This window comes from Streptomyces sp. AC558_RSS880, from assembly GCF_019049255.1.
In the GTDB taxonomy this organism is placed as follows: domain Bacteria; phylum Actinomycetota; class Actinomycetes; order Streptomycetales; family Streptomycetaceae; genus Streptomyces.
Map to the genome: position 1 here is coordinate 293,286 of NZ_JAGMUJ010000030.1, position 21,694 is coordinate 314,979.

Here is a 21,694-nt window from a genome sequence, read left to right on the forward strand (position 1 = left end):
CTCGCCAGATCACTCGTTCACTCGGCTCGCATCATGCGAAGCCTGCGTGCCACGAAGGCATGGCGACCCCGCTGAGGTCGGCAGCGATTTCGGGTCTATTCCACCCTTGGGCGCCGATCCGGCCGAACCCCCGCAGTTCGGTGCGGACCCAGGTATCCCGGTCCGTTCGTGCCCCCATGGTCCGGCGCTTGCGCACCACCGTTTCCCGGTCGAGACGCACCTGCAGCGACCGCTCCACACGGTCCAGCAGTCCGCTGAGCGATTCCCGGCGTAGATCAGCAGCACGAGGTACAGGCAGCGTCATGTGCGGGACCGTAGCAAGCACGCGGGGCCGGATCTCAAAATCGATCCCGCCGGCCTCGTCGACTTAATTACCGGGCTACTTGCCGACGGCGTGCCCAAGTGCCCCATCACCTTGAGCTGAAGCGATCGGCATACCTCTTCGGAGAATCCGGGCTACCGTGCCTGGAAGCCGCGCCTTCTTATCCGCTTGAGGCGTGGCCCGGGCGAACTCTTCGGCGTCCGTCGTCACCTGGACGACCCGCCACGCCTGCAATCGTGGCGAAGAGCAGCGTCACCCGAGGTCAGCTGGGGGGTGTGACTCCCCGTAAGCCGGTCACCGGATCGAGTGTCAGTTAAGGTTCGGTGCTGTCGCATGCTGGCCTGTCCGTGGAATCTGGGGACGCCGATGACACAGCAGCTGTGGAGCAGCCAGAGGCATCAGACCGCGATCGGCCGAATCGGCCTCTCGCTGCCGGCCCGTCGCGCCGTTGGCGACCTTCAGCTGGAACCCGACACGGGAGTGCTGGACTACGGGTGTGGACGTGGCGGCGATGTGCGGGCATTGCAGAACCTCGGCTTCGATGCCGAGGGGTGGGACCCGGTGCACTTTCCGGACGGGCGGCGTGAGTCGGCCGAGGTGGTCCTTCTGACCTATGTTCTGAACGTCATTGAGAATCCCGCCGAACGACGCGAGACGCTCCTACGGGCCTGGGACCTCGCCAAGTCGGTACTCGTGGTGTCCGCGCGATTGAGGTGGGAGCGCAACCAGATCAACGGCACCGAGTACGGCGACGGCATCCTCACCCAACGCCGCACCTTCCAGCACCTCTACGCCGCCGGCGAGCTTCGCGACTACGTCGAGGAAGCCACCGGTGTCCGCTGCGTGTCGGCGGCGCCCGGCATCGTTTACGCATTCAAGGACGATGCGGCCCGCCTGAGTTACCTAGCCCGCCAGGTCGCCCCCGAAGGGGGATGGCTGGCGTCCGAGGACACCGCCTCGGCGATCACCTCGGTCGTCGATCATCTCGAACAACGCGGCAGGATGCCTCAGCTGGAGGAAATGCCGCAGCCCATCATCAGCCTCCTCGGCCACCTGCGTCCCGCTGAGCTCAAACGCCTTGCCGAGCAGGAAGCCGACCCCGTGAAGGTCGAGCGGAGCGCCGAGCGTGGAGCCCTCGACACTCTGTTGTTCCTCGCGTTGGAGCTGTTTCATGGCCGAGGCCCGGTAACCAGTCTGCCCCTGCCGGTTCAACTGGACATCCGTGCCTTCTTCCCTTCGTACACCGAGGCGTGCCAGCGAGCGGATCGGCTGCTGTTCAAGCTGCGTGACGACGCATACGTCCGTCGGGCGATGAACGGATCGATCGCCGGCAAGTTCACTGCAACCGCCCTGTACGTGCACCGTCGTGCGCTTCACCGGATCCCGGCCGTGCTGCGACTGTACGAGCAGTGCGCGAGTATCGCTGCCGGCCGCCCTGGCGAGTGGTCCGTCGTCAAGCTCCGCCATCAGGGCCGAGGGGTCAGCTGGCTCGATTACCCCGAGTTCGACACGGATCCCCACCCGCGGATCGCGGCCTCGTACGCCGTCGACCTGAAGACCCTCAAGTCCTCTTTCACTTCGTACGCAGATTCCACCAACCGTCCTCTGTTGCACCGTAAGCACGAATTCCTTGCTGAGGACGATCCCGACGCACCCAAGTACCGGAGGCTCACGGAGGCCGAGGTGCGCGCTGGCCTCTACGAGAGTCCGCACCTGATCGGCACGGAAGAGGGATGGGAGCGCGAACTCGTACGCTGCGAGCGGGAGTTGCGAGGCCACCGGCTTGTACGCCGCACCACCAGCACCTGAGCGTCGCACCGGCTTTCGGCACCGGAGCGATTGTCAGTGCCGTGTGCCACGCTCCACGCATGACCACTACCCGGATGGAGGGCCCCTGCCTGCCCTCGTACCGCACGCTGTCCACACTCGCGCTGTCCGAGCCCGAGGACCACGTTCGTGAACTCACCGACTGGGTGGAGCACGCCTCCGCCGTCACGGCAGCCCCTGGGGCGCAGAACAGCTGGGACACGGCCTACAAGTGGCTGCGCCTCGCCCAGGGCCTGCGCACGGTGACGTTCGACATGTCCTACGACGACGGCGGCATGTGCTCGGCGGGCCTTGACTTCGATGCCGTCTGGACCGAGATGATGGAGGAGTGGCAGCAGCACCAGGTGCGCCTTGGCTACCTGCGCGCAGCGCTTGAAGGATTCGTCCGGCTGCTGCACCCGGACACCCCGGAGCTTGGACTGGCCGTCGAGGCCGCGGAACGGCGGCTGCACCACCACGGCGACGCATGGCCTGTGCACGCTCGCGCGGTCGCCGACCATCTGCGGACGCACATCCCGGACGAGATGCCAGGCGTCGGCACACCGGTGGCGGCAGCGGTGACCCAAGCGATTGCCCTGCACGAGATGGCCGTTCACGGTCGTGCTGCCGTCCCCGAGCCGGGCAGCGACGCGGACGCGAAGGTCTTTCCCACCGGGCACGCCGAGGTCTGCGCGGTGAAGGAAGCCTCCACGGTTCTGCTGCTGGGGATACAGATGCTGATGGCGGCAGCGGTGCAGGAGGACCGCGTCGCCGTCTTCGACGACAAGTACCTTCTCGACGGCATGTGGATTCCCGACTCCTCCGGCGGCAGCCGTTGGGTGGATGAAGAGATGCCCTACGGCGAGTACCTCTCAGTCCTCCACCTTCAGCCCGGCGAGCCGCCCGAGCTCTGATTTCCGCCACCAGCAGCGCCCTGCGGTGGCCATGTCGGCACCCCAGGGCTCACAAACGATGGGTGGGGCCCGAAGCATGGCTTCGGGCCCCACCCATCGCGGCTGCCTGGCACGTATCAGGTCATGCACCAGCCGGAGTCGCACGCCCCCTCATCCTCATCGACGTCACTTTCCCCCGGGTTCTGATCCGGGATGGCCTGGGTGAGCGGGATGCCGTACCTCGTGAGATACACGGCATCCCGCCCGAGTGTGGCCCGCCGATGGTTGATCGTCTCCTCCAGCCGGACCGACTGGGCGAACAACTCGGGCTCGTGCCGACGCTGGTGGCGCCAGGCGTCGACGGTGCGGAAGGGGCAGAAGAAGCAGGAGCTCTTGGGCGGTACCGGCAGGCCGGCCCCGGCGATGATGCGCTCGCAGTCGTCCCGGCGCAGCCCGAGGTCGAGGAGGGGGTACTCGATGACCTCGTGAGGTTCCCTCCGCCGACGGTTGGCGCGATGGATTTCGTCGACCGATATGCCGATACCGACCGCCGCCGGGGCCTCTGCGGTGGCGCCGTGCTCCCGAAGCCACCGCCCGACCACCTTGATCTTGAAGTCGGCGGTGCAGTTGCGGCGGCCAGGAGCGCCGTTGGCCATGCGGACGGGGATGGGGATCGACCGGGTGTCCGGCCGGTTCAGCCGCTGCATGAGCGTTTCCGTGGCCCCGTCGCGTCGGCGCCGCTTGAGTTCGTGGATGTCCAGTCCCGCACGTGCGGCGTACGGGATGGCGATCTCACGGACGTAGGCAAGGGTCGCGGGGTGCTCGCTGTCGTCGCCAACGTTGGCGAACAGGAAGGCGCGGAAATCGATCTCTTTGCGAGCTGCCAGCACGAGCAGGGCGGTGCTCTGGACACCGCCTCCGTAGGAAACGACCTTCATCCGAGGACGGTTGGGCTCACGGGTAGCGGCCGGGGAGATGGAGTCGGTGGGATCGGCGTGATGGGCTCCGGGCCTCTGCTGCAAGATCGACATATGAGAGACAGTATGGATACAGTGATCAAGAAGCAAGTGTTTCTCTCACTGCTGTCGGCGAACGCGGAGGTTGGTCACTGCTGCTGGCGTCCAAAGACCGGGGGCTAGGGCTGGGGCTTGATGGTGACGGAGTATCCCTGAGCCAGGACGGACGTCAGGAACTCGGCTGCGGCGCCATGGTCAGCGCTTGCGAACGTCTGAGCAGCAGGCGGTGGCTGTCGAGGTGGGCGCGCCGTCGGGGCCTTGAGTCTTCGACCACGAGGCTTCTGAGGAGCGCGCTGTCCTGCACGCAGTGCAGCGACTTCGGCAGCGACGATGGGTCGCTGCCGCTGTCGTGCGTCGTCCAGGATCGTCTCAAGGAGCCACAGCGGAGAACCGGAGAGGAGGAGATCGGCCTCGGCGATCCGCTGCCGGTTGCGCCACCGAGAGATGGCCTGCGCGTCCCGTCCCAGAACACGTGCTGCCTCCTGGATACCGACGACGACCGGGAGGTGCTCCTTGTCCTCCGGGTCGTAGCCGAGCGGGATACCAGCCTTATGCCGGGCGAGCCGTTCCCGGTCGACTTTGCGGTCGCCTTCGCCGTCAAGTCGCATGACCGTGCTCAGCAGCCAGTATGGATTGCCCGACGCGATCAGATCGGGCTCGTCGAGCTTGCCCTCCGTCCGCCACCGTTGCGACGTCTGCGGCTCCACGTGGAAGAGGAAGGCAATCTCGGCGTGCCCGAGGAGGAACGGGACGCGTACCTGTGCCATGAAACGGCCTTCCCCATCACCCTGTGCCCGTGTTCGTCGGCGACGTGCTGGCAGGCCACGCCGTGGCTGTGATCTTAGGCGTGCTCGATGCCGGGGCGCAGCTCCCATGAGCCCACCTCGGTGTAATAGCGGCCGAAGTGCTGTAGCCAGGCCGCGAGGGTCTCCGTCGTCCTGCGCGCCTGGTCCTCGGGGTCTCCTGTCCGTTCCACGATGGCCTTCTGGAGCTCGATGTTGCTGAGGCGCTCGCCGACGAGCAGCTTGTGGAGTTCTGGGATGGCGTGCAGCCGAGCTTCGACCGCCGCATTGAAGTCGTGCTCCGCCAAACCTGCCGGGACATCGAGCATGGCAAGGTCCTGGATGATGCCGGCCTCAACCGGCGAGGTGAATCGCGTTCGCCCGCTGTACAGCGCGAACACGTTCTCCGGGCGCCTCGTCTCCGGGTACCAGAGGGGGGCGGGTTCACCCTCGGCCGGAGGCGGGATGCGTTCCTCCTTCAGAAGTTCTGCCTGCTGCCGGACAAGGGCGGCCACCACGGGTGTTGCAGCTGTCGAGCGGGACTCGATCTGGCTGAGAACGCGCTGCACTTCGGGATGGGTGAGGGGTACATCCAGCAAGAGCTCCACGTTGGCGTTGGGGACTCGGCCGGTGGCCTTGCCGGTCAGGTTCGCGGATCCGACCAGGCATCGGTCGTCGGCGACGTAGATCTTGGCATGCAGCGACGGGCAGAGAGTGATCTTGACGCGTTCGTCCCGTTCCGCCGCCTCGATGATCTCGGGGTCGGAGACTCCGGCGGCTACTTCCGCCGGAGTCCAGCGCGTGACGCATTCGATCTTCTCCACCGAGGCCGGCACCGAGGCGAGGGTCTCCTCGAAGACGGTCTTCTTGATGAAGGGCGCCACAAGGGCGACTCGCGTCGTGGCACCCTTCATCAGGTCGGCTATCTGCTGCCAGACGTGGTCCGGCTGCGTCACTCGTCATCGCTCCCGTCTTCGATGAAGTCGCGGGCGTAGCGGCCCCAGTCGCGCCGGGCGTCCGAGATCCTGGCGCGGTCCCGCTTGTTGGGGATCTCGTCCTCCATGCGGGCCCAGGAGAAGACGAGGAGTTTGAAGGTGTCGGAGGCGCGGGCGAGACGTTGGCGGAGTTCGGTCTCGCTCGCGTCTTCGGGCACGTCTTCAAGGACGGTCATCAGCTCGCTGTGCAGCGGGTGTTCGGTGTTGAAGATCACCTGCAGCATGCCGGCCATGAGGTCGATGTTGAAGAACGCCGTGGAGTCCTGCGGGCTGGAGATCCAGCGAACACGCCAGTCTTTCTCCAGTGCCTCGTCGACCATGGACTGGGCGGTGTGCTCGTCGAGGTGATGCCGCTCGGTGAGCGCCGCGAACTGCTCCTGGCGCTTGTCCTTCTCGGTGGCCTCCTCTGCCAGGCGGTCGGTCGTTCCCGTATGACCGTCCTCCTGTCGGCGCTTCACCGCGTCCGTGGCCTTGGACGTGACGACGTCGTCGTGGCGCTTCTTGCCTCCCCGGTTGCCCAGCGTCTGCTGCCTCAGCTTCCGCCGCATTGCGGGAAGGAGGTTCTTCTCCAGGTAGACCGCGAGATCGATCAACGGAAGGCGCGGGTCGCCGAACTCGGCGATGCGGTCCTTGAACGCCTTGGGCGTCTCGTCCCCCTCGGCCTCGGCCGTCCAGTCGAAGTGGGCGAGAGACGAGAAGACCGTGGCGGTCTGCTTGTTGTTTGTGACGCCGAAGATGTCGTCGAGCTCCGGGGGGAATTCCACCTCGACGCCCCACCAGCGCTCGACGGGGTCGTACCCGATGGCCCACTTGGAATCGAGGTCAAGTTCGCGCCCCTGCCGGACCAGGGAAATCCCGATGTTCCGACGAGCATGCTGACCCCACGGCTGGAAACCGGGGTTCCCGTTGGGGTTCGCGTTGTCGGGCCACGGGTGACCTTCGACATCGGCGCGGCGGGCCTCGGGCCGGGCGATGGATGCCCGCACCTTCACGTTGTGCTTCGTCCCATCGACCGTGATCGGGAAGTAGGCGACCCCGGGTTCCTTCTCGTTGCCCATGTCGAAGGGCTCGAACATGGGCTTGTTCCCGAATGGGGGCGGCGTCCCCGTTGAGTCCATGAGGTACAGGGGGTCGTTGGGCTCGGCGAAGTACGCTCCGTTGTCTCCTTCGAGGACCTTTGCTTCGCGGACCGGCGCCATCTTGATCTCCACCCTGCCGTCGTGGAGGTAGTGCCGGTACACACGGCCGATCAGCTCGGCAGTGTTGCGCAGGGTGGCGCCGGCGCCGTGCCATTTGACCCGGTCAAGGTTTGACCAGACCACGAGGGTGCCGGTGGTTCCCAGCGGTGCCTCGCTGAGGTCGCTCCAGTACTCTGGCACGGGGTGGTGTACGGGACTGGGGACGTCGTCGAGTCCGCCGTTGATCTCCTCAAGATCGAGGTAGGTGTACATGGCGTTCGGGGCCCCATTGGTCCATGACCAGACCTCGACCTTGGTGCACTGGGACATGCTGGAGTTGGGCAGACCCATGCCAAAGCGTCCGATGCGGTTGCGGTCACCCCCGAGGCCGTCGCCGTACTTCAAGGCGCGCCGCAGGCGTTCGGCGTCCATCCCCCTGCCGTTGTCAAGGACAGCTATGGTGTCCACCCGGTGCCTCGTCTGCGTGGCGCCCTGCACTGGGCTCTCGCAGGCGAAGACCTGAACCAGAGTGGCTTCCGCGTCGATGCTGTTGTCGATCAGCTCGGCTAGCGCGTAGGCGGTGTTCTTGTAGCCGCTGTCGCGCATGGCCTTGACGGTCAGCGAAGGGCTGACGATCCGGTATTTGCTTCCCTCGCCGGTCACGCGGTCTCCCATACGTCTTCCCAATTGGTGAATGCCTCGGCCACGTCTCCGAACCCGGGCAGCTCCGGGTCGACGACGGTGACGATCTCGCAGGTGGTGGTTCCGCCGGCCTTGGGGCCGCGGATGACGCGGCCGACCATCTGGCTGTACAGGACCAGCGACTTGGTCGGTCGGGCGATGATGGCAGCACTGGCCGCCGGGGCATCGAAGCCTGTGGTCAGGACCCCGAAGTTGCACAGAATCATGGGGCGTCGGCCGGCGCCCTTGAAGCGTCTGATGGCGTCGTTCCGGTGCCGGGGAGAGGACTCGCCGGTGACGAAGTCGGCATCGAGGCCGAGCGCCGACAGGACGGCGGCGATCAGGAGGCAGTGGTCAACGGAGGCCGCGAATACCAGGATCCTGCGGTGCTGGCGTTCCAGTAGCTCCAGCACGGTCTGGACGACCTTGAGGTTCCACTGCTCGTCGCGGGCCAGCGACGCGATGATGTCCGACGGGATGTCGAAGGACTTCGCGAGCAGTTGCTGATCGCGCGCGGACAGATGCAGGCCGGCTTCGGAGGCGACGGTCTTCATGATGGGCTTGGCCAGGTAGCCCTGTTCGATGAGGGCGGTTACCGGGTTGCTGTATCCGTCGATCTGCAGCATGACCTTCTGGCGGGCGAAGAAGTCCGACAGTCGCTCATCTTGCGTGACGTCCGCCCAGGTTCGGCCGGGGGTGGCCGTCAGGCCCAGCAAGCTGGCATCGGGGCGGATGGTGAGGGCGTCCACCACTCGCTGGTAGGTCGGCGCGATGATCTGATGAGCCTCGTCGAAGACGGTGAGGGTGCTGCGCGATGCGAGTTTGCGGAGAAGCTCCGGATCGCTCTTGTCCGCGGAGACGGCCTTCTCCAGCCCCAGGATGACAAGGCCGTCTGTCAGCGCCTGCACATCGGTGGGCGCCTCGCCCCACATCCGGACGACCGTAATCGGACGGTCGCCGAGCTTGGACCACGCGCGCTCGAACTCCGCAGCCGCCTGTTCCAGCAGTTCCTGCCCACGCGCCAGCCAGACCACGAGGGTGGGCTCGTGCTGCCGCAGATGGTCGGCGATCAGGTTCATTCCGGTGCGGGTCTTGCCCACGCCTGTCGGCAGGTGAAGGACAACCCGCCGCGGTCCGTCGTACAGCAACTCTTTCACGCGTGCGGCTGCGCGCCGTTGGTGGGGGAACAGCCCGTACTCGGGTTCGGCGTCTTGCCGAAAAAGCGGGGGCAGCGCAGGCGCCCTGTCGACGCTGAAGCCGAAGAACTCCAGCAGTTGCCGCTGCTGCTCACTCGCCCACTTCAGACCGTTCAGGTAGAGAAGGGCATCGGTGCCCGCGCCGTCCGCTCCAAGACGTTGGGCAAGCTCTGTCTGCTTGTCGGCGGGCAGGAGCCGCAGCAGCTCCTCGCGGTCCGTGTGATCGGACACGAGCTTCTCGGCGTCCACCGTCACGGCGGCGACTGCTCGGAGCCGCTCATCGCTGGCGCTTCCGCCGTCGATGAGGTCGAGCAGAGCGCACATGTGCGTGCCGAGCCGCTCGCGGATGTACGGCAACGGAGCGCTGTCCAGCACGGCTTGGAAGGACAGGCCGGGCGACCACGCTGTCATCGATTCACCACCCCTGCGGAACAGGGGAGATTTCCCCTCGATGTCTGAATGGCCGTCAACACGCGGAGCCCCCGCCTCAGTTCTGTGCATGCAGAGCAGCCCGCAACTCTGAGTCGCCCCAGGGTTACAGTGCCTGATCACCATAAACCCACGCACTGACACTCGGGTCTCAGCGACTGATATTGGCAGCTCAGAGGTGTTGATGAGGGTGCGGCAGGCTCCGCCGAGGTTCTCGTACGGCCTCTGCGTCGATGCCCTTTCCCGATATGGGTTGCAGGCACCCAAGCAATAGGGAACATTAGTTCGAGTTGCAGTTTGCGTTCCGGGCTGAGTGTCGGTTTCGCTGACTGATCGATCTCGATCGCTACGATCGCGACTCACTCCTGGTGGTGCCCCCGGTGCACACGTCCGGGTTCCACCAGGAGTAGATTGTGTGCGGTGCTGAGCGAGACGAGGTGGGGTATGAGGGGTGAGTCCGAGGGGACGGTTTCGGCGTATTTCGACTACAATGCGACGGCTCCGATCCGGCCCGAAGCGTTGGCGGCAGTGTTGGAGGCCCTGCAGGCCGTCGGTAACGCGTCGAGTGTGCATCATCCCGGCCGGGAGGCCGCCCATCGTGTGGAGACTGCTCGTCGGCACCTTGCTGACCTGCTCGTTTGCTCGCCCGGGGAGATCATCTTCACGTCAGGGGCAACCGAGGCGAATAATCTGGCCCTGCGCGCGGCTCACCGCGGCGGGGCCCGGATCGTGACGAGCGGTGCGGAGCACCCCGCAGTGCTGGAGACCGCCCGGGATCTGACCCAATACGAGCCGGGATCACTGACTGTCCTGCCGATGCGGGCAGACGGCCTGGTGGAAACCGGGGCCCTGGAGGAAGAGCTTGACCGGGGCGGTGTGAGTCTCGTCTCCCTGATGGCGGCCAACAATGAAACCGGGGTCCTCACCGACCTTGTTCCGGTCGTCAAGGCGGCGCATGCCGCAGGTGCGCTGGTCCACACGGATGCCACGCAGATGATCGGCCGGCTGCCCCTAGACCTATCCGAAGTGGACGTTGACCTTCTGTCGCTGTCGGCCCACAAGTTTGGCGGCCCTCAAGGTGTTGGCGCACTGTTCGTACGACGTGGTACACCGCTGCCGTTCAGGCCGCTGATCACCGGTGGTGGGCAGGAGAAGGGGTGGAGGGCCGGCACGCTCAATGTGCCCGGGATCGCCGGTGCCGGAGCTGCCGCTGCGGCCGTCAGCCGTGACCTTGTCGATGACGTCGCCCGCGTGACCCAACTGCGCGATCAGCTTGAGCACATGGTGACCACGACTGTGGACGGATGCCGCATCAACGGACAACAAGCCCCCCGCTTGCCCGGCGTGACGAGCATCACCTTCGCAGGCGCCCCCGCTGACGCAGTCATGGCCGCCATGCCGCACATAGCCGCATCCGACGGAAGCGCCTGCGCCTCGGGAGCCCCAACTCCCAGCCACGTCTTGCTCGCCATGGGGTTGAGCCGGGAGGAAGCGGAGTGCACTGTGCGCTTCTCCCTCGGCTACGCCACAACCGCAGACGAGACCGCCGCAGCTGCCGAGGCGGTGGTCCGCGCGGTCCACCAGGTGCGCGCCGCCTTGGCAGCGACAGCCGGAGCCGCTGCTCACTGACTTCAGCAGTTCCCTTTATCTCTTCGTGTATTGAGAGGCCCTCGTATGGCAGACAGTAGGCTCGCGGAAGCCGCACATTCCAGCTTCGCGCGCCATGAGACCTTCGCCCCCCGCTTCGGCTGGCTGCATAAGGCGTACCTGCAGGTCAAGGACAATCCGGCAGCCTTCCTCGCCGAAGATGCCCCGGTCCTGCTCGGCGTGGGTAAGAACATGGTCCATGCCATGCGGTACTGGTCAAAGGCGTTCAAGCTCACCCGCGAGCACGCCGACCCGGCCGGTAAGACCAAGGCCCAGTACGCTTCCCCCACTTGGGAAGCACGGTGGCTGCTCGACGAGCATGGCGCCGATCCCTACCTTGAGGAACCTGGCAGCCTGTGGCTGTTGCACTGGTGGCTCGTGTCGTCGCGGCCGGGCGCCAAATGCTGGGCCCCCGCTTGGTACACGGCGTTTCACCTTGCCCCGTTCTCTCGCTTCACCATCGCGGATATGACGCAGGTCGTGACGCGGCATGTCAACTTCTCCTTCAATGATGGACCGGTTGAGGCGTCCATCACCCGGGATGTCGAGTGCCTGACCAAGATGTATGCGCGCACGCCGGTCGAACAGAGCGGTTCCCGCGCCACCTATGAAGACCTCCTGGCCTGCCCTTTCCGTGAGCTGGACTTGCTGACCTCCGTGGGCACTCGGGGAAAGCAAGAGTGGCAGTTCACCACTGGCACGCGCACCTCTCTCCCGGCTCACGTTCTGGTCTACGCCTGCCTCGACTACGCCGCCCGCGACAACCAGGGTTCCGGCTCCATCTCCCTGGCGCGGCTTGCCAACGAGCCCGGAGCGCCCGGCCGGGCCTTCCGGGTCCGGGAGCCTGAGATCGTCGCCGCCCTGGACAAGGTCGCCGCGGGTCGCCCGGAACTCAACCGGGTGGACGCCGTCGGCCAGCGGACCATGTCCTTCTCGGGCGATCCGATGGCGCTCGCCTGGGACATCCTCGACGAGCAGTACGACCACGTCACCCGGCGCCCCGGCTTTCCCACCCGGGCCGAATGGAGCGCGCAGTACCCGCAGTTGGCCGAAGCAGAGGAGGCCGAGAAGGCCGAGAAAGCTGAGAAGGCTGAACGCAAGCCCCAGGACCACCAGCAGCAGTTCACGACTCAGGAGAACGCGTGACCACCGCAGCTCCCACGCGCACCTCTCGCACCCCGCAGGACGAGGTAACCCCTCAGTTCCCGGCCGGTATCGAACTGGTCGGCTCCCAGATGCGCTCGACCAACCTCGAACGCGACGTCGAGGACGAACTGCACCAACCGTATGTCGGCGCGCGGGCAGTCGACGTACTGGAGCGCCTCACCAACGCTGTCAGCGACCTGCGGCGTCCCCGCGCCTGGTCCTTCACCGGACCCTACGGCTCAGGGAAGTCCACGCTGGCCAACCTGATCGACGCGCTTCTCGGCCGCGATGAGGACCGCCGCGACGAGGCTCACCAGATCCTCGCGGACACCAGCCCAGCCCTCTCCGAACGTCTCGCCACGGCCCGGGCCGAGCGCACCAGAACCGGGTTCCTCGGGGCCGTGGCCACCGCGCGGCGGGAACCGCTGGTCGCCACCGTGACCCGTGCGCTGAACACCGCGGCAAAGCGCCGCTGGGGCAAGCGCATCCCGAAGAACATCGCCGCAGCACTCGCCGCCTGCGAAGACCCGACGACGACCGGGACGAAGACGAAGCAGGTCATGGCCGCCATCAAGGCCCTGACCGACAATCAGCAGCCGCTCCTGCTGATCATCGACGAGTTCGGCAAGACCCTGGAACACCTCGCCGGACACAACGAATTCTCCGGCGCCGAGAACGATCTCTTCCTCCTGCAGGAGCTCGCCGAGCACAGCGCCGGGCCCAACGGCATGCCCGTCTTCCTGGTCACCCTGCAGCACCTGTCGTTCATGGACTACGCGTCACGGTCCAGTGAGCTCAAGATCCGCGAATGGGCAAAGATCCAGGGCCGCTTCGAAGACGTCACCTTCGTCCCGCACCACGGCGACTCCCTACAGCTCCTGCGCCGGCGTCTGGACCACTCCGCGGTCGACGCAGCGGGTCAGGACCTCATCCGCGCCTCGGCCCAGGCATCAGCCCTCGCGTGGAAGAACCACGGCCTGAACGTTCTTACCGAGCTGGCCAGCGACGACTTCGCCGACCTCTACCCGCTGCACCCTCTGACGGCGATCGCTGCGCCGATCCTGGCGGCGCAAATCGGCCAGCACGACCGCAGCCTGTCGGGCTTCCTCAACAGCGGAGAGCCCAACACCGTCCGCGACTCGCTGGCCGCACACTCCCGGCCGGATGCCGAACGCGCCAGCACCGTGCAGCTGCCACAGCTGTATGACTACTTCCTCAACTCCGGCCGGACCTCGCTGCTCGCGGCTTCCAACGCAGGCCGTTGGATCGAAGTCGACGCACGCATCAAGGAAGCCAACGGGCTGCCCGAGGCCGACCAGTGGCTGCTGAAGACCATCGGCGTGCTTAACCTCATCGACGCCGACGGCGCGCTCAGCGCCACCAGCGACGTGATCCACCTCGCGCTCCACGACCCCACCGACCTGGACGATGCAGGCGCCTTCGCCCGCCTTGAGGAGCAGCTCGCCGACCTCGTCCGCCGGGGCTTCCTTGTCCACCGGGAATTCAGCGGTGAATACCGCGTCTGGCAGGGCACAGACTTCGATATCGACGCCCGTCTGAAGGAGATCATCAGTCACCTCGACGATGCCTCTGTCGTCCAGCGCCTTGGCGCACACCTCCCCAGTGCGGTGGTTGCCGGCCGCCACAGTCAGGTCACCGGGATGATGCGGGTGTTCCTCACTGCCGTCAGCGGCCCCGAGACCCGCGAAATCCCGGCGCCGGACGAGCTGAAGGACCCGGCCGACGGCCTCCTCGTCTTCCACCTCGGCTCCCGGGACCAGCTGCCCACGGTCGACTCGACGCTGCCGGTGATCCTCGGAACAACCGCCCACCCCGACGTGGTGCTCAGCTCCGCCACGCACCTCATCGCCCTGAGAGAGCTGCTCGAGGACAAGGAACTCGATCACGTCGCCCGGCGGGAGGTCACCGACCGCGCCGTCCAGGCGGAGGCCGAACTGCGGGAGGTCATCCAGGCGGCCTTCTATCCGCCGACTCAGGACGCCACCTGGGACCTGTGGAACGCCGGACTGGCCCCTGGAACGGCCGCCGACAGCTCAAGTCTGCCGGCCCGAAGCCTCAGCGGCCTGGTCTCCTTCGCCTGCGAAAACGTCTACCGGCACACCCCGCACATCCGCAACGAGATGCTCGGACGGCACTCACTCACCAGCAACGCCGCCCGTGCCCGAAGCGATGTGCTGGACGCGATGCTCACCCGCTCTGGCGAGCAGTACCTGGGCTTCGACTCGACGGCCGGCAGATACGGCCCGGAACGAGCCATCTACAGCGGCGCGCTGGCCTACCTTGGCCTGCACCGGGCCAACAGCACCATCCAGGCCGAGAAATCCCCCAACAGCCTGCTGCCGTACGGCTTCTCCGCTCCGGGCGAGGGCCACGAGCATGCTCAGCCTGTCTGGGAGGCGCTGCAGAAGGCACTGGACGCGGCAACCCGGCGTACCAGCCTTGATCACATCATCCGGGTCCTGATGAGCCCGCCCTACGGGGTGAAGGCCGGTGTCTGGCCGCTGCTGGTCGTCACCGCCCTGGTGATCCGCCGACACGATGTAGCCCTCTTCGAAGAAGGCTCCTACCTGCCCCGGCTGACGCCGGACGTCGTCGACCGCATCCTCGCCGCCCCCGTCCGCTTCGAGGTGAAATACACGCCGGTCGGGCAGGGCCAGCGCGCCAGCGTGATCAAGAAGCTCCTGGTGTCTTTGAAGGTCGAACCACCACGCTCACAGGCGCTGCGCAACCCCGATCTGCTGTCCGTGGCCAGGGCGCTGCTCGAACGCGTCATGGTCTTGAACAGCTACGCCCGCAAGACCAAGCGCATCTCTCCGGATGCACTCGCCGTGCGCAACACCCTGGAAGACTCTCAGGATCCGGACGATCTGCTCTTCCGGGCTCTGCCCAAGGCGCTGGGTCTCGCCCCCTTCGAAGCCGGTAGCCGCGCGAACGCGGAGGCGGCCACGGAGTATGTCAACAGGCTGACCGCAGCGGCAGACGAGATCACCGGAATCGACCGCACATTGCGAGAAGAGGTGGTCGCGGTGCTTGCCGAGGAGTTCCGTCTGCCCGCGACTCTTCCCGAGCTGCGGTCGACGCTCGCCGCACGGCTGAGTGGCTTCGCCACGGTGTCACTGAACCCGGAGCTGCGAGGCTTCGTCGACTTCGCGCTCAGCGAGAGCCTCGCTGACGAGGACTGGCTCGACCCAATCGTCGTCCGCCTCAGCAACAAGGCACTCGGAGACTGGGATGACCGGGACGCAGGCATGTTCCCCCGCCTTGCACGCGAGATGTCCGCATCCCTCGACCGCGTTGCACACCTCTACCAGGACAGCGGCGAGTCCCGCGAGCAGGAAGTAAATCTGGAGACTCGGCTGTTGACCTTGACGGACAAGACAGGAGCGGAACGGCGGACGCTGATCTACGTGCCGGAACAGTCCCGAGGCCAGGCCGACCAGCTTGCGGCCGACGTACTGCAGCAGGCTGAGCAGGCCCTCGGACCCGACGGCGCACGGATCCTGCTCGCCGCTCTTGCGCAACGCGTTGCCGATGGACCCGCTGCCACAGCAACTGAAACGAAGGAGGGGGCATGACGGATCCAGTCACCCAGGAGAAGGTTCGCCACGTCCTGGGTATCTCAGGCGGCAAGGACTCGTCGGCGCTTGCCATCTACATGCGGGATCGCGTGCCGGAGATGGAGTACTTCTTCTGCGACACCGGTGCTGAACTCCCGGAGACGTACGAGTACCTCAACCGGCTAGAAGCGGCCCTCGGCAAGCCCATCGAGCGACTCAACGCCGACCGGGACTTCGATCACTGGATGGAGGTCTACCAGGGCACCCTGCCCAGCCCGCAGATGCGCTGGTGCACCAAAAATCTGAAGATCAAGCCCCTGGAGGAGTGGGTCGGCGACGACAAGGTCATCTCCTATGTGGCCATCCGGGCCGACGAAAACCGCCTCGGCTACGTCAGCACCAAGCCGAACATCGAGGCGGTCTTCCCCTTCCGCGAGGACGGCATCGACAAGGACGGCGTGATGCGCATCCTCGACGAGGCTGGCATCGGCCTGCCCGGCTACTACGAGTGGCGCACGCGTTCGGGCTGCTACTTCTGCTTCTTCCAGCGCAAGCACGAGTGGGTCGGCCTCAAGGAGCGCCACCCCGACCTTTACGACAAGGCCGTCGAATACGAGGAGAAGGTCCGCTACCGGCACACCGCCATGAAAGGCCGCAACTACACCTGGTCACAGGGCGAGTCGCTCCCGGAGCTCATAGAGCGCAAGGACGAGATCGAGGCTAAGCACCAGGCCGCCCTTGACCGCGCGGCCAAGCGCATCAAGCCCAACCGGCCCCTCCTGGAAGTACTTTCGGACGCGCTTGACTCCGACGACGACGAGGCAGGCTGCTCCGTCTGCCACCTCTGAGACGTACATACAAGTGACTGGCCCGGCGCGGTACACCGAGCCGGGCCAGTGCGTTTTCCGGGTAGTTTGCGTCCGAAACGCGCGCCTGTGCCCCGGGGCTGCGAGAGGTCAGTCAGACGGCTGAGGAACCAGTAGCAGGACCACTGCTCGTCTGGATGTCGCTCTGCGCGATGAGGCAGCTTGTGGGCGCCAGTCGGGCTGGAGGGAGGCAGGAACCGAAGCGCCGAACTGGGCGGGGCGAACGTCAACGGCCAGCCCATGTGGATCCCGGAGCCGGTGTCCAGGAGTCTTTGGCAGTCATCCCTTTGCCGACCTTCATCCGCCACCAAGTCGGCAAGTTCCCACTCAAGTTGAAGAGGTCTACTGCTAGGGTATGGGCTCAACTTCCGGCAGAGCGAGCGGATCCGCGCGTCCGTGCACCATGGGGGGATGGGTGTTCACTGCGTTTGAAACGCGCGTGCTGAACGTTCGCGAGTACTTGGCGATGGGACGGGAACGTTCCGAGCTGATACCAAGAGTGCCCGGCATCTATATATGGACACTTGACTTCACTGATATCGGAAAGACGGCACTCGAGCGCGAACCGGAAGACGTAATTTCTCTCGTTCAGACGCGAATCAGTGCGCCCCGTGGCGAGCCGCTCGAAGTTGGAATGGTTGGACGATATAGAAATGTCCTGATTCAGGATGCTCCGCCTGGACTTACACGTGCGTCAGCTGTCCGGGTGGAAGAGATGATAAAGGCTCGAAACCTGCATCTTGAATGGGCTTTCTTGTGTGCCACTCTGTTTCAGAGGCCGCTGTACGTGGGTAAGGCCGTCAATTTGTCGGTGCGCCTAAAGGCGCATATGAAGCCGGACTCGCATCTCAGTGGCGAGCTTGAGCGTCTGGGGCTGACTGTCAATGACTGTGCGGTGCTCATGCTCCCTGTTACGTCCCCCGACAATATCGCGGACCTTGTGGCGGCTGAAGAAGAACGTGCTCGCGCCTTGCGGGCGGCCGGCGCGGCGGAACCGACGGCAAGAAATATGCTCAGCGCAGGAGAGTATGACGGCGCAGACGAGGACGATGGCGGGGGTAACGATTTGGACGCCGAAGACGATGACACTCTCTTCTCGGACTCCGAACTTGACGCCGCGGCAGCCCCTGAGTTGAGGCAAGCAGATCAGCTGGTGCGTTTTGCTGAGTCGCTGACCATTCGTGCCGCCCACCCTTTGTTGAATATGAAGATGGACTAGCTCATGAGCCTTTCATCACTAAGCCGTCGTCGTCCAGCCTATACCGACCAGTACTCTTACGTCCGAGGCGAATACGCCATCGGTGATGAGAAAGTCCCCTATTTCTCTATCTCGATGACCATCAGGGAAGCAGATCAGTACCTGCGCCTGGCCCGGGAGCTAGCGTTTAGTGACGACGAGCCCGTAAACCTCGAGGAACTGTTTCAGCGAACGGTAGACGAGGACCGTGCTGCCGGCCCGATCGCTACTTACTTGAGGCAATCCGGCTCGCTCAAATTTTTCAACGCCTTCACCGTCGTTCTCTTGCCGGTCGATCCAGATAAGGCTGACACGGTCGCTGAAAGCTACATTGAAGACTCGGCCGCCCCGGCTGAAACTCCAGATGGTGATCTGGAACGTACGTCGATCGGTCCCGTCCAAATCGACAGCTTGCCCGGAACGGATATCGGGTTCATCCGGTGGAGTACTAAGCGTGCTCGTGCCGTGATTCTCGATGGCCAACACCGCTTCCTAGCCTTGAAAAAGATCCTCGACTCACCGCAGACCAATCTGCTCAAGCCGGATACCACGAAGATTCCTGTACTACTCTTGGTTCTTGACGAGAGAGCTGGATTCGTTCCTGCTCGAGATCAGGACAGGCTACTCCATGCCTGCAGGAGCATTTTTGTCGCCCTAAATAAGCACGCCGTGGCGGTCTCAAAGACGCGCACATATCTGCTTGATGATCAGGACATCGTGTCCGTAAGTATGCGTCGTCTTTTGACGTCGGAAGTCGGAGACGGTCGCAACGGTCAAGATTCGATTGATCGAATCCCGCTGGCGCTCGTCGATTGGCATTCGGATCAGGCAAAATTCGATCGGGGCCTGCATCTTACAAGTGTCCTCGGATTGCATGAGACCATCCGGCAGATATATCCGAATCGTTGCGACGAGACGGACTATGAGGGCCTACGTGAATATATCACCAAGGTAAGTGCGCTCATCGGCCCGGTAGGTGATTCACGCTGGTCGGAGCTCGCCCTGCGCAATAGGCTGAGTAAGTATGAAGACGACGCATTGCCGTTCATATTTTCTGCCGAAGAAGTCTCTGCAGTTGCGGATGCCTTCGCGAGTGGTGTCGGACAGGCGATCGTGCGCCCCCTCCTACAGTTGGAGCCCTACAAAAAGCTGAGGGAGGACTATCAGGCGGAAGGGCTAATCGGCGGCCCTCTGGAGCTCTGGCTTGGCTTCGATAAGTACGGAAAGCAGGCTTTTCAGACTCGCACCGGGAATGATCCGAGTGATCTTGCCCGCGGCATCGCCGAGAATGTGAAATCTGGCGATAACGCATTTGCCGTGATCTTTCAGCGCGGCATCCTTCTCTCGGCGGTCAGGTTTGATATCGCCCGGTCTGAATTTGCGGGCGAGTGGGAATGTTCATCGGATAGGTTCGCAGTCCTTGAACGCTGGATCGAACGAATGAACGCGCGGGTTGCTCCCTATCTCGCCAACCCTGACTTCTGGCTTGGAACCGGAATTAAGGGCGACCGAAATGTCAACTACACTAAGGTTGGTGCCAACGGCGTCAAGGGCTTGGTTTCTCTTTCGGTCATGTGCCCGATTGTCGAGCTGAGAGAGAATGCGGCGGTGCTCGCCGATGGGGGTATCCCTTCAGAGGCCCTGACAACCTCTGAACAGCTGGCCTGGAAGATGATCTCAGATCCAGATAGTCCTTACTTGCGAGACGATCGAGTGATGGCGGACGCCGCAGAATCAAGTCTTCAGTTTGCGGCGTATCGCTGGCTTGCACAACAATTCGAAACAATCGGTCGTGGTCGGGCGCCGGGCGTTGTGGCTGGCGTTACCCGACAGGCATGTATCGAATATCGAAATGCTGCGAAAGCGTATGTCCAGAGCGAACTCCGCGCATCGGGCGTGCCAGCGGACGATGACGTCGTACTGCAAGGGGTTCTAGTCCTCGGCGCCCGCCGCCTGGCCCAGATCGCGCAGGTATCTGTCTGAGCTTGACTCTGTCGGTGATCTTGATGGGCTCGGGCTGACGAGCGTGTTCAGTGGGCAGCCTCGTGACGGTGGTGCAGGTCAACCCAGTGGTGAGGTGCGCAACCCGAACGCAACGACGGCGATGTGGGTGCGGGACCGCTTGGACGGACTGTGGCACGACGACGACTTTGCCGACCAGTACCCGCGCGACGGGCGCCCGGGCCTCTCACCCGCCCAACTGGCCACGGTGAGCGTGTTGCAGTTCCTCCTGAGCCTGTCCGACCGCGCTGCCGCGGAGGCCGTGCGGTGCCGCATTGACTTCAGGTACTAGCTCTGCCTCGAGCTGGACGATCCCGGCTTCCACAGGACGGTTGGACCGCCCAGGTCACCACCACCAAGCTCAAGACGGCCGTCAAGACCGACGCCGTCTCCGAGATCACCTCAGCGGCGGAAAGATCGCCCCGGGGCAGTACGAGGACTTCAACGTCGCCTTCGGCCAGCTGCCCGACGACACGGGCCAGCTGACCTTCAAGACCCTGCAGACGTACTCAGACGGCAAGATCGTCCGCTGGATCGAGGCCCAGGGCGGCCAGGAGCTGGAGAACCCGGCACCCGTGCTCAAGCTCACCGCCAAGGGCGCGAGGAGGGCGGGGGCTCTTCGACTGCCTCGTCGGCGAGTACGAAGGGCTTCGACAGCGCCGGGTCGACCGCCTCGGCCAGCGAATCGACCGACCGTGGCCCCGACATCGCCAGGCTGGTCGCGGCGTTGGGCCTGGCAGCCGCCGGCATTGCCGTTGTGCGCAGCCGTTCCGCCGGATCCCGGGCGGAGTAGCGCACCTGCCCTGCCGCCGGTGGCTGCCGGCAGGGCGCCGTTCCATTTCTCCTTCCCCCGAATCAAGGCCACGGAGCCATGGCGCAAGGGCTCAGTTGCCCTGCACATCACAATGAACCTGTCCGCCGCCGTGGGTGAGCATGCGGTCCGTTACGGTTGGTCGTCTCACGACCTGCGACACTGGTACGCCACGACCTCGCCAGCAATGGCCTGCCGCTGGCGGTCAAGGCGATGGATATGGCGCTCACCAGCACCGTGCTGACTTGGTGCTGACTAAAGCACGTTTTCGCAGGTCAGATGGAGTGTCCATATGTGCGGACGGTATGCAGCGAGTCGCAGGCCCGAGGATCTCGCGGGAATCTTTGAGATCGAGAAGTGGGAGCCGGAGGAGACCCTGGCGCCCGACTACAACGTGGCGCCGACCAAGGAGGTCTACGCCGTACTCGACCGTGCCCTGAAGGACGCGGCGGACCCGCGCCCGGTTCGGCAGCTGCGGAAGCTGAAGTGGGGCCTGGTGCCCTCCTGGTCCAAGACGCCCGAGGGCGCCGCCCGGATGATCAACGCCCGCGCGGAGACCGTCCACGAGAAGCCGTCCTACCGCCGCGCCTTCTCCTCCCGGCGCTGCATCCTGCCCGCCGACGGCTACTACGAGTGGGTCACCGGCAAGCAGGAGCGGGACCTGGAGGTCGAGGGGAAGAAGAAGCGGCCCCGCAAGCAGCCCTACTTCGTGACGCCGGCCGACGGCTCGGTGTTCGCCATGGCCGGGCTGTACGAGTTCTGGCGGGACCGGACGCTGCCGGACGACCACCCCCAGACCTGGTGGGTGACGTGCTCCGTCATCACCACCGAGGCGGAGAGCAGCCCGCTCGCCGTCTCGCCGGCGGACGGCCCGCACACCCTCGCCGAGATCCACCCGCGGATGCCGCTGATGCTCACGCCGGACCGCTGGGACGCCTGGCTGGACCCCGCCCGCACGGACGTCGAGGAGCTGCGCGGGCTGCTCGCCCCGCCCCCCTCCGGCCTGATGCGCGCCTACCCGGTCCCCACGGCCGTCAGCAACGTCCGCAACAACGGACCGGAGCTGCTGACCGAGCTGGCCGCGCCGGAAGAGGGCACACTCTTCTGACG

General features: G+C 65.1%; 17 protein-coding genes. 11 read left to right on the forward strand and 6 right to left on the reverse strand.

Annotated features, from left to right (window positions below; genetic code table 11):
- Positions 1–31: 31 nt before the first annotated feature.
- A complete protein-coding gene (locus KUM38_RS13310; RefSeq protein ID WP_217129542.1) occupies positions 32–304 on the reverse strand; it encodes a hypothetical protein in 273 nt (90 codons plus the stop codon).
- A 384-nt stretch (positions 305–688) separates the two neighbouring features.
- Here KUM38_RS13310 and KUM38_RS13315 point away from each other — a divergent pair, with 384 nt between their 5' ends.
- A complete protein-coding gene (locus KUM38_RS13315) occupies positions 689–2,131 on the forward strand; it encodes a DNA phosphorothioation-associated putative methyltransferase (protein WP_217129543.1) in 1,443 nt (480 codons plus the stop codon).
- A 59-nt stretch (positions 2,132–2,190) separates the two neighbouring features.
- On the forward strand, positions 2,191–3,042 hold the full coding sequence (locus tag KUM38_RS13320) for a hypothetical protein (RefSeq protein WP_217129544.1): 852 nt from the start codon (positions 2,191–2,193) through the stop codon (positions 3,040–3,042).
- Positions 3,043–3,158: 116 nt separating this feature from the next.
- Here KUM38_RS13320 and KUM38_RS13325 read toward each other — a convergent pair whose 3' ends face one another.
- The 5 genes from KUM38_RS13325 to KUM38_RS13345 all read right to left on the reverse strand — a co-directional run bounded on the left by KUM38_RS13325 (position 3,159) and on the right by KUM38_RS13345 (position 9,280).
- Positions 3,159–3,959: a phosphoadenosine phosphosulfate reductase gene (locus tag KUM38_RS13325; RefSeq protein WP_161298584.1), complete on the reverse strand. Its 801-nt coding sequence runs from the start codon at positions 3,957–3,959 to the stop codon at positions 3,159–3,161.
- Between the two features lie 197 nt (positions 3,960–4,156).
- Positions 4,157–4,804, reverse strand: a complete 648-nt coding sequence (locus KUM38_RS13330) for a hypothetical protein (RefSeq protein WP_161298571.1) — start codon at positions 4,802–4,804, stop codon at positions 4,157–4,159.
- A 74-nt stretch (positions 4,805–4,878) separates the two neighbouring features.
- Complete coding sequence (locus tag KUM38_RS13335) at positions 4,879–5,775, reverse strand: phospholipase D family protein (RefSeq protein WP_161298570.1); 897 nt, start codon at positions 5,773–5,775, stop codon at positions 4,879–4,881.
- Positions 5,772–7,598, reverse strand: coding sequence for an ATP-binding protein (locus KUM38_RS13340; protein WP_254397076.1), 1,827 nt, complete (start codon positions 7,596–7,598; stop codon positions 5,772–5,774). Before KUM38_RS13340 ends, KUM38_RS13335 begins: the two co-directional genes overlap by 4 nt.
- A 53-nt stretch (positions 7,599–7,651) precedes the next feature.
- Positions 7,652–9,280 carry a DEAD/DEAH box helicase gene (locus KUM38_RS13345; RefSeq protein ID WP_217129546.1) on the reverse strand — a complete coding sequence of 543 codons (1,629 nt, stop codon included), beginning with the start codon at positions 9,278–9,280 and terminating at the stop codon, positions 7,652–7,654.
- Positions 9,281–9,742: 462 nt separating this feature from the next.
- Between KUM38_RS13345 and KUM38_RS13350 the strand changes: the two genes are divergently transcribed.
- The 9 genes from KUM38_RS13350 to KUM38_RS13390 all read left to right on the forward strand — a co-directional run bounded on the left by KUM38_RS13350 (position 9,743) and on the right by KUM38_RS13390 (position 21,692).
- Positions 9,743–10,927: a cysteine desulfurase family protein gene (locus KUM38_RS13350; protein WP_161298583.1), complete on the forward strand. Its 1,185-nt coding sequence runs from the start codon at positions 9,743–9,745 to the stop codon at positions 10,925–10,927.
- Between the two features lie 45 nt (positions 10,928–10,972).
- Positions 10,973–12,091: a DUF4007 family protein gene (locus KUM38_RS13355; protein WP_161298567.1), complete on the forward strand. Its 1,119-nt coding sequence runs from the start codon at positions 10,973–10,975 to the stop codon at positions 12,089–12,091.
- Positions 12,088–15,687, forward strand: a complete 3,600-nt coding sequence (locus KUM38_RS13360) for an AAA family ATPase (protein WP_217129547.1) — start codon at positions 12,088–12,090, stop codon at positions 15,685–15,687. The genes KUM38_RS13355 and KUM38_RS13360 overlap by 4 nt, the downstream gene beginning before the upstream one ends.
- Positions 15,684–16,517: a phosphoadenosine phosphosulfate reductase family protein gene (locus KUM38_RS13365; RefSeq protein WP_161298565.1), complete on the forward strand. Its 834-nt coding sequence runs from the start codon at positions 15,684–15,686 to the stop codon at positions 16,515–16,517. The genes KUM38_RS13360 and KUM38_RS13365 overlap by 4 nt, the downstream gene beginning before the upstream one ends.
- Before the next feature lie 433 nt (positions 16,518–16,950).
- Positions 16,951–17,754: a GIY-YIG nuclease family protein gene (locus KUM38_RS13370; protein ID WP_161298564.1), complete on the forward strand. Its 804-nt coding sequence runs from the start codon at positions 16,951–16,953 to the stop codon at positions 17,752–17,754.
- A gap of 3 nt (positions 17,755–17,757) precedes the next feature.
- A complete protein-coding gene (locus tag KUM38_RS13375) occupies positions 17,758–19,755 on the forward strand; it encodes a DNA sulfur modification protein DndB (protein WP_217129548.1) in 1,998 nt (665 codons plus the stop codon).
- Positions 19,756–19,876: 121 nt separating this feature from the next.
- Positions 19,877–20,065: a transposase gene (locus KUM38_RS43580; protein WP_254397131.1), complete on the forward strand. Its 189-nt coding sequence runs from the start codon at positions 19,877–19,879 to the stop codon at positions 20,063–20,065.
- 40 nt (positions 20,066–20,105) lie between these two features.
- Entirely contained in the window at positions 20,106–20,828 is a 723-nt protein-coding gene (locus tag KUM38_RS43585; RefSeq protein WP_374227053.1) for a DUF1775 domain-containing protein, read from the forward strand.
- Between the two features lie 48 nt (positions 20,829–20,876).
- Positions 20,877–21,692 carry an SOS response-associated peptidase gene (locus KUM38_RS13390; protein ID WP_217129549.1) on the forward strand — a complete coding sequence of 272 codons (816 nt, stop codon included), beginning with the start codon at positions 20,877–20,879 and terminating at the stop codon, positions 21,690–21,692.
- Positions 21,693–21,694: the final 2 nt, after the last annotated feature.

Bases quoted from the DNA above. Each gene is read 5' to 3' on its own strand.
- KUM38_RS13375 (WP_217129548.1), top strand. From the start codon at position 17,758: ATGAGCCTTTCATCACTAAGCCGTCGTCGTCCAGCCTATACCGACCAG.
- KUM38_RS13340 (WP_254397076.1), bottom strand. From the start codon at position 7,598: ATGCGCGACAGCGGCTACAAGAACACCGCCTACGCGCTAGCCGAGCTG.
- KUM38_RS13320 (WP_217129544.1), top strand. From the start codon at position 2,191: ATGACCACTACCCGGATGGAGGGCCCCTGCCTGCCCTCGTACCGCACG.
- KUM38_RS13365 (WP_161298565.1), top strand. From the start codon at position 15,684: ATGACGGATCCAGTCACCCAGGAGAAGGTTCGCCACGTCCTGGGTATC.
- KUM38_RS13345 (WP_217129546.1), bottom strand. From the start codon at position 9,280: ATGACAGCGTGGTCGCCCGGCCTGTCCTTCCAAGCCGTGCTGGACAGC.
- KUM38_RS13325 (WP_161298584.1), bottom strand. From the start codon at position 3,959: ATGAAGGTCGTTTCCTACGGAGGCGGTGTCCAGAGCACCGCCCTGCTC.
- KUM38_RS13390 (WP_217129549.1), top strand. From the start codon at position 20,877: ATGTGCGGACGGTATGCAGCGAGTCGCAGGCCCGAGGATCTCGCGGGA.
- KUM38_RS13355 (WP_161298567.1), top strand. From the start codon at position 10,973: ATGGCAGACAGTAGGCTCGCGGAAGCCGCACATTCCAGCTTCGCGCGC.
- KUM38_RS13350 (WP_161298583.1), top strand. From the start codon at position 9,743: ATGAGGGGTGAGTCCGAGGGGACGGTTTCGGCGTATTTCGACTACAAT.
- KUM38_RS13315 (WP_217129543.1), top strand. From the start codon at position 689: ATGACACAGCAGCTGTGGAGCAGCCAGAGGCATCAGACCGCGATCGGC.
- KUM38_RS43580 (WP_254397131.1), top strand. From the start codon at position 19,877: ATGTGGGTGCGGGACCGCTTGGACGGACTGTGGCACGACGACGACTTT.
- KUM38_RS13330 (WP_161298571.1), bottom strand. From the start codon at position 4,804: ATGGCACAGGTACGCGTCCCGTTCCTCCTCGGGCACGCCGAGATTGCC.
- KUM38_RS13310 (WP_217129542.1), bottom strand. From the start codon at position 304: ATGACGCTGCCTGTACCTCGTGCTGCTGATCTACGCCGGGAATCGCTC.